The organism is Lutibacter agarilyticus (assembly GCF_900188235.1).
Taxonomy (GTDB): Bacteria; Bacteroidota; Bacteroidia; order Flavobacteriales; family Flavobacteriaceae; genus Lutibacter; species Lutibacter agarilyticus.
This window is the reverse complement of record NZ_FZNT01000009.1, coordinates 112,157-128,790: the sequence shown is the minus strand read 5'-3', so window position 1 is coordinate 128,790 and position 16,634 is coordinate 112,157. Positions and strand designations below refer to the sequence as shown.

General features: G+C 31.5%; 10 protein-coding genes. 1 reads left to right on the top strand and 9 read right to left on the bottom strand.

Translation table 11 applies throughout. The features are described 5' to 3' along the window. Positions 1-828: 828 nt before the first annotated feature. From aldA to CHB67_RS14535, 5 genes are all read right to left on the bottom strand, one after another. Entirely contained in the window at positions 829-2,268 is a 1,440-nt protein-coding gene (aldA, locus tag CHB67_RS14555) for an aldehyde dehydrogenase (RefSeq protein WP_089382525.1), read from the bottom strand. Positions 2,269-2,304: 36 nt separating this feature from the next. Beyond that, the gene (locus CHB67_RS14550; RefSeq protein ID WP_089382524.1) at positions 2,305-3,594 is read right to left on the bottom strand and encodes a class II aldolase/adducin family protein; all 1,290 of its coding nucleotides are present in this window, start codon (positions 3,592-3,594) and stop codon (positions 2,305-2,307) included. Positions 3,595-3,668: 74 nt separating this feature from the next. After that, positions 3,669-5,045, bottom strand: coding sequence for an FGGY-family carbohydrate kinase (locus tag CHB67_RS14545; protein ID WP_089382523.1), 1,377 nt, complete (start codon positions 5,043-5,045; stop codon positions 3,669-3,671). Positions 5,046-5,055: 10 nt separating this feature from the next. Beyond that, on the bottom strand, positions 5,056-6,336 hold the full coding sequence (locus CHB67_RS14540; protein ID WP_089382522.1) for a sugar isomerase: 1,281 nt from the start codon (positions 6,334-6,336) through the stop codon (positions 5,056-5,058). Positions 6,337-6,418: 82 nt separating this feature from the next. Continuing rightward, positions 6,419-8,512, bottom strand: a complete 2,094-nt coding sequence (locus tag CHB67_RS14535; RefSeq protein ID WP_089382521.1) for a bifunctional aldolase/short-chain dehydrogenase — start codon at positions 8,510-8,512, stop codon at positions 6,419-6,421. A 519-nt stretch (positions 8,513-9,031) separates the two neighbouring features. Between CHB67_RS14535 and CHB67_RS14530 the strand changes: the two genes are divergently transcribed. After that, positions 9,032-10,087, top strand: a complete 1,056-nt coding sequence (locus tag CHB67_RS14530) for a GntR family transcriptional regulator (RefSeq protein ID WP_089382520.1) — start codon at positions 9,032-9,034, stop codon at positions 10,085-10,087. Between the two features lie 115 nt (positions 10,088-10,202). Here the strand turns inward: CHB67_RS14530 and CHB67_RS14525 are convergent, their stop codons facing one another. The 4 genes from CHB67_RS14525 to CHB67_RS14510 form a co-directional block, all read right to left on the bottom strand. After that, entirely contained in the window at positions 10,203-12,116 is a 1,914-nt protein-coding gene (locus tag CHB67_RS14525; RefSeq protein WP_089382519.1) for a sulfatase family protein, read from the bottom strand. Positions 12,117-12,262: 146 nt separating this feature from the next. Beyond that, the gene (locus CHB67_RS14520; RefSeq protein ID WP_089382518.1) at positions 12,263-13,042 is read right to left on the bottom strand and encodes a T9SS type A sorting domain-containing protein; all 780 of its coding nucleotides are present in this window, start codon (positions 13,040-13,042) and stop codon (positions 12,263-12,265) included. A 164-nt stretch (positions 13,043-13,206) separates the two neighbouring features. Then, complete coding sequence (locus tag CHB67_RS14515) at positions 13,207-14,343, bottom strand: glycoside hydrolase family 88/105 protein (protein WP_089382517.1); 1,137 nt, start codon at positions 14,341-14,343, stop codon at positions 13,207-13,209. A gap of 4 nt (positions 14,344-14,347) precedes the next feature. After that, positions 14,348-16,618 carry a glycoside hydrolase family 3 N-terminal domain-containing protein gene (locus CHB67_RS14510; protein WP_089382516.1) on the bottom strand — a complete coding sequence of 757 codons (2,271 nt, stop codon included), beginning with the start codon at positions 16,616-16,618 and terminating at the stop codon, positions 14,348-14,350. Between the last annotated feature and the right edge of the window lie 16 nt (positions 16,619-16,634).

Below are 16,634 nucleotides of genomic sequence, written 5' to 3'. Positions count from 1 at the left end.
AACTGCTATAGTTACTAATTATGATCACTGTAATATTTTACTTAAATAAGTAACGTTTTTGAAAATTTATTCAGTAGGTTGGTCATTTTACTGTTTCAAGCTAAAAACATTAAGAACTCTAATTATCTTATAAAAATAAAAAAACAAAGTACTCTTTCTATCCTGTCTTATCCTGCTTTATATACAAGATAACAGCGACGTTGATTGTAGTTAAAATATAAAGATTATGTATTCATTACAAATTTAAATATTCTTAATTTAATCGTTATTGTTTTACTTAGAAATACTGCTTTTGTTTACAATTCACAGAAGTTATCCCTGAATATTCAGACATATCTTCTTTATTATTTTTATAATAAGTATTTATCACTCCATGAATTGTTAAATGCTTTGTCAAATTCAATTTTTCAATAAAATTAGGTATTAAAACTCTTTTTGAAATTCTGGGTTTTCTACATCAAAACTTATATCAAGATATAACATAAAAAACAACCGAATCACACATAAAACACTAAAATAATGGTGATTAAAACTTATATTTTTAATTAACATGGTTACTTCTTCTTTTATCAACCAAACAAAATAGATAATCGAAATCATTAAAATAAAATAAGGAATTGCGGGTTATTTTAAAACGTTGTTTGATTAATAAGATGTATTGTATTCGTTAAAAAAGGCGCTAACTATATTTTTGTTCCTGAACGAGGTGGTAAGGTATTTTAGTTCAAAACGTTTAAATTCGTTTTTGTGCATAAAAAAATCTCAGAAGGAATACTTCTGAGATTTAAAATTATAGTTATTTACAAATTACAGTAAAAACTTTATGTTTTAATAATATTTAGCGTATACCACTTTTGTATGCAAATATTCTTCCATACCATGTTTTCCATCAGCACCACCTACTCCAGATTTTTTCCAACCTGCATGGAATCCTTGAATAGCTTCAAAGTGTTCTCTATTTACGTACGTTTCTCCAAAGTGTAAACCATTTGTAGCACGCATAATATTGTTGAAGTTTTCAGAGAATATAGATGATGTTAACCCAAACTGACAGTCGTTAGATAAAGCAATCGCTTCTTCAAGCGTTCCAAATTTCATAATTGGTAATACAGGACCAAACACTTCTTCTTGAATAATTTCCATTTGTTGTGTACAATTGGTTAAAAGCGTTGGCTCATAGAAATAACCACGATCAAATTGTTCAGGTCGCTTTCCTCCTAAAATAACTTCAGCTCCCTCTTTCTTAGCGAACTCAACCATTTCTGAAATTTTATCAATTTGAGATTTTGAAACTAAACTACTCATATCAGCATCTGTTCCCGTTAAAGCATCTTCAATGGTAACTTCGCTCATTTTTTTAGTAATCTTCTCTACAAATTCATCATAAATACTATCTTCAACATATACTCTTTCAGCACAATTACAAACTTGACCGCTAAAAATTACTTTTGATGAAACTATTGAATTTACAGCTAAATCTAAATTTGCGTCAGCACATACAATTGCAGGTGCTTTACCTCCTAATTCTAACGAAACTTTTGTAATATTTTCAGCTGCAGCTTCAATAATTTTCTGTCCAGCTGAAACACTACCTGTTAAACTAATAATTCCCGTAATTGGACTTTTAGAAAGTGCGTTACCAACTGTTCTTCCTGCTCCACATACAAAATTTAACACACCTGGTGCCAATCCAATATTTTGGATTAACTCGGCAAATTCCATAATGGTATTTGGTGCTTCAGAACTAGGTTTAATAACACAGGTATTTCCTGTAATTAATGATGCCGCTACTTTACGAGCCATTACAAAAAATGGGAAATTCCAAGGACAAATACCTACAGCAACTCCAATTGGAACTTTATGTAAATAAATGTGCTCTTTTTCTCTATCACTTTGAATAATTTCACCTTCAATTCTACGCGCCCAACCAGCATTATAATCAAAATAATCAGCAGTCACGTCAATTTCAACTTGTGCCAAACCAATAACTTTAGCTTGTTCTTTTGAAAGTGTTTCAGCTAAAAAAATTCTATTCTCTCTAATAACAGTTGCCATTTTATGCAAAAATGCTGCTCTTTGTATTGCGGGTAAAGCTTCCCATTTTGGTTGGGCATCTTTAGCTGCTTCAAGCGCATTATTAGCATCTTCAACTGTACCTGATGAAATTGTGCTTATCACTTCTTCAGTACAAGGGTTTATTATTTCTATAACTGATGTAGCTTTAGAAGCTACAAACTGACCATTGATATATTGTTTGTAATTTTTCACGGTGGTTTGGTTTGTTTTTAATTAATAGTTATTTTATTACGATAAAAATTTCTTTCTTAAATCTTCAACTTGGTCATCATTTATTGGCACCATTTCTCCCAATGAAGTTCCTAAAACGACAGATTTTGCACTAAATTCTGCAACCTCTAAGTAATCGAATGTTTGTAATAATTTATCTCCAGTTATAATTACTGAATCGTTTTCAATAATTAAAGCTGTTGTACAATTTTCTACAATGCTAGAATTTGTATTGGTTTTGAAATGCTCTCCGTATTTTACAGTAGGAATATCTTGTAAGAAAATCCAACTTTCTGGAATTGTACGTACATTTAAATAAGAATCAGTAATACCAAATGCCATAAGGTATGGTGACTGAGTCATAATAATTGAATTTATATTTGGATTATTTTTGTAAATTTCTTGATGAATCCAAGTAGCTCTACTAGGTGTTTTACCTGCTTCGCGTTTCCCATCTTTAATTTGTACGATGTCATCAATTTCTAAATCCCAACGATTTACGTTTGTAGGCGTAATTAAAAAGTCGTTATCTTTCCATCTCATAGAAACTGTTCCGTAAGAACTAATCATTAATCCTTGTTCACATGAGCGATTAACAATATTACAAATCTCTAATCTTTTTTCTACTTCATCAGATGGAGTTTCAACAACATCCATTTCTGGAATACTTGCTGGCACTTGTGCTTCAAATTGTTCAATTTGAGAATCTGTTAAATAATTAGGTTTCCCTATTTGAGAACCATATAAAATAGTTCTTGCACAAAATTCTAAAGCTTCAAAACGTTCAAAAGCATCAGTTAAACTAGTACCTCCTAAAACAGTACCATGGTTTTCCATAATAATTGCCATGTACCCTTCTTTAAACTCTTCAGCAATAACCTCACCTAGTTCATCACTTCCAGGAAGTTCATATTTAGCGTAACCAATTGGTCCACAAATATGTTTTGCCTGTGAAATTACATTTGTATTAGGTATTTGGCGTACAATACTAAATGAAACCAATGCAGGAGGATGTGCATGTATCACCGATTTAATATCAGGTCTTGCTTCGTAAATAGCTTTGTGAAATGGAAATTCAGATGAAGGTTTGTGTTCTCCAATAATAGTTCCATCTTTTTTAACACAAATAATATCGGCTGGTGTTAAAGATCCTTTATCTACTGCTGATGGTGTTACCCAAATATCGCCACTATCATCAATAATAGATATATTCCCCCCTGAAGTAGTAGTCATTCCTCTTTTATAAATTCTACTAATGATTTCAGTAATTTGATTTCTTGGGTGAATTAATTTTATGTTTTTAGACATTTTAAAAAATATTTAATAAAATAATTTGAAAATTAAATTTTCAATGTTAATAATCGTATTGTTAAAAGAATTATTTAACCGCTAATAATAAACGGCACGTGCTTTTTAAGCGCATAATTCTCTTTTAAAAATTTTGAATTTAGTTTTGTATCAGATATTGAAATTGCTGCACCTAATGCTGAACCAAGTGATGCCTTTGTTGTTCTTAACTTCTTATCTCTAAAATAATGTGTTAACAACTTAGTGTACACTTCATTATCACTAAACCCTCCATCTAAATAAAGTCTTGAAACAGCATCGCTTCCAATGGCTTTTTTTATACATTTGATTTGTAATAACACTAGTTCGGTCATTAATTGGTGGTAAGCATAATCGTAATTATCAAAAGAAATATCAGATTGCTCTGGCATATCTTCATCTACAATACTTTCCCATTTGAAAAAATGTTTGAAATCTTTATTGATTTCTTTAAAAGTATCGCAATTGAATTTTACTGTACGGTGATAATCTTTATCTACACCATATATCTCTCTTAACTTCTCTATTTGTACCTTGTATTCATTTCCTAGAAACAAGCGCGATGCTTTAACAGGTTTCCCATTAATTCGCATGTAATTAATCGCGTCTTTGTCATCAGTATCTGTTGAAATAGGATTTTCAGTAAATGGATTAAAAACAATACTCCAAGTACCTGTTGAAATTAAAGCAAACTTTTTCTTGATACTTCTTACATAAGGAAGTAAAGCTGCTGAACTATCATGAATACCTACACCAATTTTAATACGATTACCATTGTAATTCATATTAATACTAGTTTCTGTTGAAACTATTGGTGGTAATTTCTTATCAATACCTTCTTTATACACCCAACTATGGTAATCTTTTTTACCATAATCCCAAAGTGCTGTATGACAACCAATGCTTGTATACTCACTTAAAGGAATCTTAGCAAAAATATAACTCAAATATTGAGGTAGATGTAATGAATATTTAATCTTTTTGTAAACCTCAGGTTTTGAATGTTTCAACCAATACAATTGCAAACCAGAATTTAGCATACTTAAATCTGAACATCCTGTTGTTTTCAGAAATTCTTCTTTAGGTCCATATTTACTAAAAAAATCATCAATTATATTTTGATCAAGCGGTTTTAAATAATTATACAAAGGCGTTAAAGGATTGCCATGTTCATCAATATGAACCAAACTAGCACCATACGTTGAAAAATTAATTGCCTGAACTTTATATTTTTTCGCTTCTAATATTCGGTTAAAAACTTCTTTCAACCATTCTTTTAATGCTGGAAGATTCTCAGTAGGATACCCATCTTCATCTTCAATCTCATCAAAAGAAATGTATTCTTTATGAACTTCTTTAAAGTTTTTATCAAATAAGAAAAACTTTTTATTGGTTTTCCCTATATCAAAAACTGCGGTTACTTTTTGTTTCATTCCAGATATCTTAAAGTCCTGTAGCTATTGTATTTTTACCTCTTTCTCTAATTAATCCTTCTCTAACATCTAAAGATCTGTATGCTTTAATTGGGTTTAAAACACCTCCGCTTAGTAAACGTGCTTTTTCTAACAATGGTCTCACATCAGTTCTAAAAGCTCCTTGTAATATTTCTTGACATTTTACAACATCATTATCTAGCTGCGCTGCTTTTAATGCATCTTGATCAACTAACAATGCTTTAGCGTACGATTCTTGAATTGCTTCTAAAGATTGAATTAAATCTTCTAAAGGATCTTTAACGTTATGACTAGCATCAATCATCCAAGCTAAATCTGGATTTTGAGGATTATTTTTCATTCCATACACTAATTCATTAAAAATTAAGAACAATGCATAAGGCTTAATACTTCCTGCTGTTAAATCATCATCACCATATTTACTATCGTTAAAGTGGAAACCTCCTAATTTACCTTTTAATTGTAAAATCGAAACAATTTGCTCTATGTTACTGTTTGGTAAATGGTGTCCTAAATCAACTAATGTATACGCTTTATCTCCACATCCGTTTGCTAACATTAATGAAGCTCCCCAATCTTGAATTACAGTACTGTAAAAGTTTGGCTCATAAGGCTTGTATTCAATTAACATTTTCCAATCTTGTGGTAAACCTTTGTAAATATCAATTAAACTATCTTGCGTATTTTGAAATGCTGTTTGGAAATTATTTTGACCAGGAAAACAAGAACCGTCTGCTAACCAAACTGTTAATGCTTTTGAACCTAATTTATTTCCAATATTTATAACGTCTAAGTTGTGTTGAATTGCTTGCTCACGAACTGCTTGACTTACGTTACTTAATGAACCGTACTTGTAACTTTCTTTTGCATTTTTTTGATCCTGAAATGTATTTGAATTTACAGCATCAAATTTAATATCTAATGAATTGGCTACTTCTTTAATAGCTGTATAATCTTCTGGCACATCCCAAGGAATGTGTAAAGAAACCGCTCCAGCAGTTTTTGTAAGTGAATGTATGATACCTACATCTTCAATCTTTTGTTCTAAATTTGATGGCTCTCCAAAATATGAAAAACGTCCAAAACGAGTTCCACCTGCTCCTAATGCCCAACTTGGAATTGCTACTTGAAAATCAGCTAATTTTGATATAATTGCATTTACATCGTAGTTTTGCTTTGTTAACTTGTTTGATAAAAAGTCTAAACTCTCAACATGTGATGCTAAGTCCTTTTGGTTTTCAATTTGAATTTGTTCTTCTTGTATTTTCATTTTTATAATATTTTTCAGTTTCAAAAACCCCCACAAACTTCGTACTAGCTTACGGTAGCTTATTGCAATTCAAATATAAACGTTAACGCACAAATGCGTTTGCCATTCCACCATCAACATTTACAATGTTTCCTGTAGTTTTATTTAAAATTGCGACTAAAGAAAATACGCCATTGGCAATATCTTCTGGGTATATAATTTCATTTAATAAATTCCTTTTTGCGTAATGAGCAGGTAACTCTTCAACAGTAATACCGTAAGCTTTAGCTCTTCCTTCAGCCCAATCACCTTCCCAAATTTTACTCCCAACAATAACTCCGTCAGGATTTACTGTATTTACTCTAATTTTATCTCCTCCTAATTCTGCTGCTAATAAACGCGCCATATGTTGTTGCGCTGCTTTTGCAGTACCATAAGCTACGTTATTTGGTCCAGATACCAATCCGTTTTTACTAGCAATAGAAATAAAGTCACCACCTAAATTTTGTTTACGTAAAATAGCTACTGCTTGTTTTGCTAAATTAAACTGACCTTTCACTAAAATATCTTGTAATATATTCCAATCTTTATCGGTGGTTTCTTCTAATGGTTTTGAAATTGCCAAACCTGCACTATGCACCACAATATCAACGCCTCCAAATTCTAAAATTGCTTTTTCATAAGCAGCCTTGATAGATGCTGTACTAGTTACATCGCATACGGCATAAGTAGCAACATCACTTTTATAAGTTGCATTGGCTTCAATTAAGCGATCTTCAGCAATATCAGTTAAAACAACATTTGCTCCTTCTGCAGCTAATTTATCGGCAATTGCTTTTCCAATTCCACCTCCCGCACCAGTTACCAAAGCAACTTTTCGCGATAATGGAAGCTCTTTTGGCATTCTTGACAATTTAGCCTCTTCTAACAACCAATATTCAATATCAAATGCTTCTTGTCTTGGTAATGAAGTGTATGAAGTAATTGCTTCAGCTCCTCGCATTACATTGATAGCATTGATGTAAAATTCACTTGCAACACGGGTAGTTTGTTTGTTTTTAGCAAAGCTAAACATACCAACTCCAGGATAAATAATAATTACTGGGTTTGCATCTCGTATTGCAGGACTATTGTCTTTTTTACACGTATTGTAATAGTTTGCATATTCTTTTCTATACGCCTCAAAAGCCGGCGTTAATTTTTTTAATATCGCATTAGAATCTGATAAATCTTCGTTTTTACTTAATGTTAAAACTAATGGTTGAATTTTTGTTCTTAAGAAATGATCTGGACAAGAAGTTCCCATTGGAGCTAATCTTTCTAAATCATTACTATTTATAAATTCCATTACCACATCATTATCAGAAAAATGTCCAATCATTCTATTTTCAGAAGAACATAAACCACGTAATAACGGCATTATTTGAGCTGCTTTTTCTAAACGTGCAACTTTTGGTAAACTTTCTATTTTTTGACCTCCAAAAACACTTCCTTTTTGGTTACTTTTCTGTTCAATATATTCAGAAGCCATTTCAATTACTTCTAAACTATTCATGTAGCATTCATAAGAGGTGTCTCCCCAAGTAAATAACCCATGAGATCCTAATACAATACCTCTAATTCCAGGATTATCTTCTAAACATTTTTCTAACTGCAACCCTAAATCAAAACCAGGACGTTGCCAAGGTACCCATCCCATAGTATCTCCCCAAATTTCTTTGGTTACTTTTTCACTATCCTCTGCAGCTGCAACAGCTATTAATGCGTCTGGATGTAAATGATCTATATGTGCAAACGGTAATAAACCATGCAAAGGTGTATCAATTGAAGGTGCTTTACTATCTAAATCATAAATACAATGATTAAACAAACCTACCATACGATCTTCATCGTTCAAACCTCCATAAACATTTTTCAAGTCTCTTAAACGCTTCGTATACAACCCTGCAATTCCAGATCTTTTTAAAGTTCCAATATCTCCTCCTGAACCTTTAACCCACATAATTTCAACTTCCTCATTCGTTAAAGGATCTACTTCAATTGTTTTACAACTGGTATTTCCACCTCCATAATTAGTGATTCTTAAATCTGCACCTAAAATATTTGATCTATATAAAAATAAATCAACTTGATTGTTTTCAAGTTGAGCTGCCCGATCTTGGTCCCATAAATAATCTACGTATTTAAAACTTTTCATTTATTGTTAGTCTTTTTAGTTAGTCCTTTTAGTTAATTCAAAAATAAACCTCTTTTAAAGTTTTTCTATCCTGTACTATACCGTATGATAAATATTTACCAATATCAAATAAAACCCCCAATTAAAAAACATGAATAAATAATTGACAATCAATAATTTACTAACAGCAAAAACATACTCATAAAGCGTTACTATTATTTATTTAAATTTATTTTATAAGTAAATTCATGACTAAAATAGAAACTTTTGCTGCTATACATCTCATTTTTCACCCCAACTACCTAACACAGTGCACCATATAGCAGCTCTATTTTTTAAAACTGAAAAAATAAATGATAAATTATAATCCTAATTCTACACTCCTAAAATTTATTGTAACTTCAAAACTTGAATATTTAAGAACAACTAAGAGTTTAGTGTACTTTATGTACTATTTATTACCCATTTTAATACTTTTATTCTATTAAACTTACTAAATTTGTGCTAAGTAAATTATTTTATATCTCGAAAAACTAAATTATGGACTTATCAAAGTTTATTAAAATTGACGAAAATTCTAGGGTTCCAAAGTACCAACAAATTATTGATTCTATTATTCATAATATTTCTGTTGGAAACTTTACAATGGATCAAAAAATTCCTTCAATAAATATGTTTAGTGAAGAGTTTTATTTATCTAGAGATACTGTTGAAAAGGCCTATAGTATTCTTAAAGAACGAAATATTATAACTTCAATTCGGGGGAAGGGTTTTTACATTTCCAGAACTAAATTAATTTCAAAAGTGAATATCTTATTTTTAGTGAATAAATTGAGTTCCTATAAAATGAGAACCTATAACCATTTTATTGAAAGCATTGGAGCTAATTCACATACCGATATACATATTTATCATTGTGAGGAAAACTTGTTTTTAAATTTATTAGAGAAATATAAATCTGTATATGATTATTTTGTAATCATGCCTCATTTTAAAACTGAAAATCAAAAACATTTAAGCTACACTGAAGATATTATCAATTCCGTCAAAAAAATACCTCGAAATAAATTAGTTGTATTAGACAACACAAAGTTTGGTGAAAAAATTGATGGAAATTTTATTGAAGTTGTTCAAGATTTTGAAAATGATATTTATTATGCGCTTAAAGAAGCATTACCTAAAATTCAAAAAAAATATGAGAAAATCATCTTAATTTATCATGAAAAAGCTGTTTATCCATACCCTAGAAGAATTTTACACGGATTTAAAAAGTTTTGCTTAGAATACAATCTTGACTTTGAAGTACTGGATGAAATTTATGATGACATGGTGTTAAAAAAAGGGGATTTATTTATTACTATTGAAGAAGCCGATTTAGTTGATCTTGTAAAACAAGTACGAGAAATTGAGTATAAACTGGGTGAAGATATTGGAGTTATTTCATACAACGACACCCCTTTAAAAGAGCTATTAGGAATTACTGTAATTTCTACCGATTTTAAAGTGATGGGACAAACTGCTGCCAATATGATTTTAAACAATCAACGAGGGAAGGTAAAAGTACCTTTTAATTTTATTGATAGAGATTCTCTTTAACAAATATTTCCCCATTTTGAATAACTAAGAAGTTTAAAAAATTTATATTAAAAAACCGCATTCCATTTAAGGATTGCGGTTTTTTTAATATTATTAAATTACTTTTTTTTAATCGTTAATCAACTACTCGTCTATTAGGCCAAAGTGCCAATGCATCATTCATAATACGTTTACTGTATTCTTTTCCAAATTTATCTATGGCAGCATCGGTTTCAAAAGTTTGGGCTTTAAAATCTATCCAATCTTGCTTTGTTAAAAACTCATCAGTATGTGAATATTGCAATGCGTTTAGACCAAATAAAAACACATAACCATCACGAGCATTTTTAGTTTCTTTATGTAAATATTCAAAAGCCTTTTCTTTAGCACCTGATAATGCTAATGCTTGTGCAGCTATAAGTCTGTTTACAGGAATAGGCTCTTTTTCTATTGATTGAATCAATTTTTCTTGAATTGTTGTATCATTTTGAGCAATTCTAAAAATACCGTAAGCACCCCAATATCTAATAATTGGGTTTGAATCTTCTATAAAAGCTAAAAAATCATTCTTATTCTCCAAAGAACCTTGTGCTGCAAGTTTTGCAATAGGTAGTATTTTTTCTATTTCATAGGCATCACTTTGTGCATATTCGTATATAGTTGCGTACTTTTTACCTTCGCCAACCAAATCATGAAACATTGGTTCTGGTATACAACCAATATCACGTATCTCAATCATCCATCGATCTAATTCTTGAGATAATTCTGCTAATTTTTCAACGCTTTCATTTTCTTCAGCAATACTTTTAATGTGCCAAGGATCGTTTTTTGTATTGAATAATTCAACCGTTTCTTTTGGCTGATAAAATTGTGATTGTACAGCATTTGAGTTACCATTAGCAAAGCTTTCTTCATTAGCTCTCCAATTTTGTTGCACAGTATAACCATATCTTGTAGAACGACCTCTTGGCCTGTGAGGAACAAAATTTTGGATTAAATAATATTCACCATCTGTTACAGCTCTATTAAAATCGTAACGTTCAGACATACGGTCTCTATAAAAATGAACATAATTTGGTTTTGCTTCCTTGTCTTTCCCTAAAAATACTTTACCCTGCATTTTCTCAGGAACTGGACAATTTGCGATAGATAGCAAGGTTTTTGGAAAATCGACAAAACTCACAAAACCATCTTCAGTACTTCCTGGTTGATAGGATACTAAATGCCTCCACTTTTTAGGAAAATAGGCTATAAAAGGTACTTGTGTTCCTACATTATACAGGTAACGTTTAGACCGTGACAACATTCCACCGTGATCTGAATAGAAAAATACAATGGTATTCTCCTCTAGATTTTTATCTTTTAATTCTTGTAACAGTTCTCCTACCTTTCTATCCATTAATGTGATTAAATCATGAAACCTTGCCCAATCTACTCTTATTTCTGGAACATCAGGATGGTAAGGTGGTAACACAATAGCTGATGGGTTAATTCTAGGCTTTTTTGGAAGGTCTCCATTTGCAACATACTCTTTTATTTTATCTTCAGCTAATTGACTTTCATGTGTTTGAATGATATTAAACACAGCGAAAAATGGTTGTCCTGGCTTTCGGGTATTGTAATGTGCTTTTTTGCTAGATTCATCCCACAAACTTTTATCTGTTTCGTAACTAGAATTGTAATCTTTCTTATAATTATTGGTACAATAATAACCTGCTTCTCTTAATATTTTAGGGTACGCAGGAATACTTTCTGGTAATTTTGTATTTGTTCTAAAATTATGCGTTCCTGTTGTTGGTGCATACATACCTGTAAGTAATGTTGTACGTGCTACACCACAAACTGGCGCATTAGCATAAGCATTTGTAAAACGAATACCTTCACTTGCTAATTTATCTAAATTGGGAGTTTGAGCTTGTTGAAAACCGTAACAACCTAAGTAAGGACTAATATCTTCGCAAGTAATCCAAAGAATATTTGGTTTTTCTTGACTTTGTGCTGTGCAAATTGCAATACTAAAAAAAGTAAGTACTACTAAAAAGTTTTTCATTTATATCTAATTTTAGATGCATTCGTAAAATGCTTACATTTTCAACTATTTGAACTTAAAAAAAAATTTGATTTTTAAGTACTTATACAAAAAAAGGACTACCTAAGATATTAGATAGTCCTTTTTTAAGTAAAATACTTATTTACTTATTGTTTGATGATCTTTTTTGTAAATCGTCCGTTTTCTCCAATAAAATCAACAATATACATACCTGTTTTTAATGAACTAACATTCATGTTTAAAGATTCTGAACTTACTTCTTTAGTTATTAATTTTTGACCTAATAAAGAATAAACAGCAATTTGTTTTACATTAGAAGGAAGCCCTTGAATTGTTAATTGGTCATTAACAAGATTAGACATGAAAAAAGCACTTGTATCAAATTCTTCATTACTTAATGTCAACCCTTCTACAAAAATCCAGTCAAATGCTACAGCTGTTCCTCCATTAAGTAAGGCTGGAGCTCCCTCTGCATAATCTTGAAATCTTCTTTTAGATTTCCCATCCCAACCTGTATCAGTAGGATCACTTTCTAGGAAAATTTGAGTACCTACGCCTCTGGTAAGATTCCATTTATCCTGTTGTCCAACCCCTCCAGCAAGATTACCTTTGCAGCCTAATGCTGGTTTATCAGTATCTATACTTAAAGTCTCTAACGCTCCTTTACCTACAATTTTAGACGTAATAGAATAATATTCTAAATCGGGATGATCGTTAATTATAAACAGCTGTGTGTCACTACCAATAACTTCTGTTTCATACGTTACAGCATCAGTAGTAGTAGACTGTGTTAAATAAAGATTTGTACCTTGTACTTTAATTTTGTAAGTACCAAGTGTACCTGTAACAAAGGCTTGCCCTTGTACTTGCAACGCAAATACTGTTACTAATAAAAATAATAAAGTTTTGTGTAATTTTGTTTTCATATTATAAAATTTAAGATTAGAGACTAAATATCTATATTATAGCTATATAAACAATCCTGCACTATCCTGTTTTGCATAAAAAAACGCTAAGCGTATTTTATTTACCTATAAAAATTAGGTACTTAAAACCACACTTAACGTTGTTATTTTAATAGTATAAAAGACTATTTATCTAATTTTAATACTTCACTTCCTGCCATTAAATAAGCGCCTGTACCAAAGTTTTGCCAGCTATCATAAGATGCTGGTTCTGGAGATGCCCCAATGTTTTGAACCCAACCAATCATTCCATTTTCGTGTTGGCATTTAGCTAATGCATTCCAAGCTTTTTTTACTGCAGGCGTATATACATCCTTATCTAACAATTCATTATTTACACCCCAAGCTAAAGCAAATGTATAAAAACCACTACCACTTACCTCACCATGTTCGTAAGACTCTGGAGATAACAAACTTGTTCTCCACAAACCATCTTCAGGTTGTAATTCTAAAATTCTAGCAGCCATTTCTTTGTATAAGTTTTCGTAAAAAGAATAATGTTCGTAATCTTTTGGCATATCATCTAAAATTAATGCTAAACCACCAAGTACCCAGCCATTTCCTCTAGACCAAAATATTTTTTTACCGTTTTCTTCTTTTTTATCTTTTTTTGAACCTTTCCAAACGTAACGCATATCTCTTGCAAACAGTTGCTCATCTTCATCGTATAACTGATTGTACGTTTGCATATAAAATTTATGCATCTCGTCTAAATACTTTGGCTGTTTTGTGTGTTTAGCATACAAGTTCAAAACTGGAGGCGCCATAAATAAAGCATCGCACCACCACCATAAAATAGTTTGACCCATTTCATTTTTTCTTGTTCCTTGTTTCCATACATCATCTTCATATAAATGTGCATCTAAGAAGTTTTTAGTTGGCTCTAAATCTACAAAACCTTTTCTTTTATCATTCATACCTATATATATGTAACTGTATGAAATAGCAACATCATCGGCATGATGTAGTCTCGTATACGTTTGCCAATTATTCCAATACGCTTGGTTTTTTAAGGCAGCCATATATATTTGATCTTTGGTGGTTTTATGCGCGCGCACTACACCTGTATAATAAGCACCTTCAGTCCAATCGGTTGGTGCTAATGCAAAAATAGGATGTGCTTCTTGCCACTCTAAAGCTTTTATCATGGAAGCTTCAATTGCTGCTTTATCTAAGGCATCTTGGGCAGTTGATTTTTGAACAATTGAAATACTAAAAATTGTTACTAGTACAACTAATTTTAATAATGATTTATTTACCATTTTTTTATTTTTTTAGTTTAAACGCTGTTTCTATATGTGTACTTGAAGAAGTTCCCACTTTAACTGTGTAATCTCCTGCTTCTAAAACTTTAGTCATTTGAAGACCTGTAAACTCTAACATTTTTGGTGTAATTTTAAATGTAACTGTTTTAGCTTCACCTGGGTTTAATTCAATTTTATCAAATGCTTTCAATTCTTTATCTGGTCTTGTAACCGAACCTATTTCATCTTTAATATACATTTGAACCACTTCCTTAGCTTTTACTTTACCTGTATTTTTTACAGTTACACTTACTTCAATTTCGCTATAAGGAGTAATTTCATTACTTGATAATTTTAAATCTGAATACTCAAAAGAAGCATAACTTAAACCATAACCAAACGAGTAAATTGGTCCGTCTTCAAGAAATAAATACCCTTTTTTGTAATTGATTTCTTTCATGCTATAGTGAAAAGGCATTTGACCGATAGATCTTGGTACTGTAACAGGTAATTTACCAGAAGGTGAAACTTCTCCAAAGATAATTCTTGCTGTAGACTCATCACCAAATTCACTTAAATCCCAGGTATCTAAAATAGCATCTGCTTTTTCAGCAATAACGTTGATAGACAATGTACGTCTGTGTTTTAACACTACAATTACTGGTTTTCCGGTAGCCTTAATTTTTTCTATTAATTCATCTTGTGCTCCAACAGGATCTATAGTTGCTCTATCTCCTAAAGCTTTGTTGAAAAACGCTTCTTTTGAAGTATGCTCATCACCTCCTAAAAACAAGATAGCTACATCAGCTCCTTTTGCCATGTTTACCATTTTAGCAATTGCTTTTGGATCTTTTTCTAATAAGTTAGGAGCTCCTTTACTTCCATCAGTAAGATTAAATCCTTTTTCTGCAACATATTTGATATTTGAACCTGTTACTGATTCAAACATCGCTTTTGTATTTTCTTTAACAAGCGGTCCTAAAAGTGCAATTTTAAGCGATTTGTTTTTATTTAACGGCAATACTTCATTTTCATTTTTCAATAAAATCACAGATTCTAAATCAGATTCTTTAGCCAACGCTAATGATGATGCTGCACGCACTCCTTTTTCAACTTCAGGAATATCGATATAAGGATTGTCAAATAAACCTAAAATGAATTTTGTTCTTAAAACTCTTCTAACCGATCTATCGATTAATTTTTCAATTTCAGGGTTTGTTTTTACCATTTCTGGAAGATATGCGTAAGAATCTTCGGCATATAAATCAATATCAATACCTGCTTCTAATCCCATTAAAGCAGCTGCTTCAGGAGACTCGGCTACTTTCATAAAGTAATACAAACGAGCAATGTCATTTGAATCTGAAACTACGTAACCATTAAATCCCCAATCGTCACGCAACACACCTGTTAATAAAGCTGGGTTTCCGTGACTAGCAATACCGTTTAAATCTCCGTGAGAAGCCATAACTCCTAATGTTTGAGCATCTTTTACAGCTGCTTCAAACGGTGGATAAATTTCATCAATTAATGTACGTTCAGAAATTTCAATAGCTGCAAAGTTTGAACCACCTAATACTTGTCCGTACCCTGCAAAGTGTTTTGCAACAGCTCCAATATGCGTACCATTCCCTAAACCTTCATAATCTCCTTGAACACCTTTAATAGCACTTGTTACCATTTGAGTTGTTAAATAAGTGTCTTCACCAAAAGCTTCACTCATTCTTCCAAAACGAGGATCTCTCACTAAATCTGCTTCAGGAGAATGGCACATATGCATACCGCGCAAACGTGCTTCTCTACCTACAACATCCCATTGTCTTTTAACCAGTTCTGGATTGAATGATGCTGCTGATGCTATTGGTCTTCCAAATTTTGTACAACCTTCAGCATCTACTCCGTTGTATGATTCAGTAACAAACAATGCTGGAATTCCCCATCTATTGTTTTCTATAATATACTTTTGAAGTTCGTTATTTAATTTCGCTGCGGCAACTGCATCAATATGTTCTCCTGGGTTTTTAATACCAGCAATACCTATTTTTAATTTTTTAACAACTCTCTCTGAAAGGATTAACTTTCCATTTTCGTCAGATTTCACACCAATATTTGCATGAAAAATTCGCATTTGAGCTACTTTTTCTTCCAAAGACATTAGCGGTAATAAAGCTTCTACACGTTCATCTATAGACAAAGATGCATCTTTGTAATCTTTTCCATTAGATGATGACTCCGCACAAGAATGTACAAGAACGTAAATAGCCAAAATAGGCAGTATGAGTAATTTCTTCATTATTTAATTATTTATA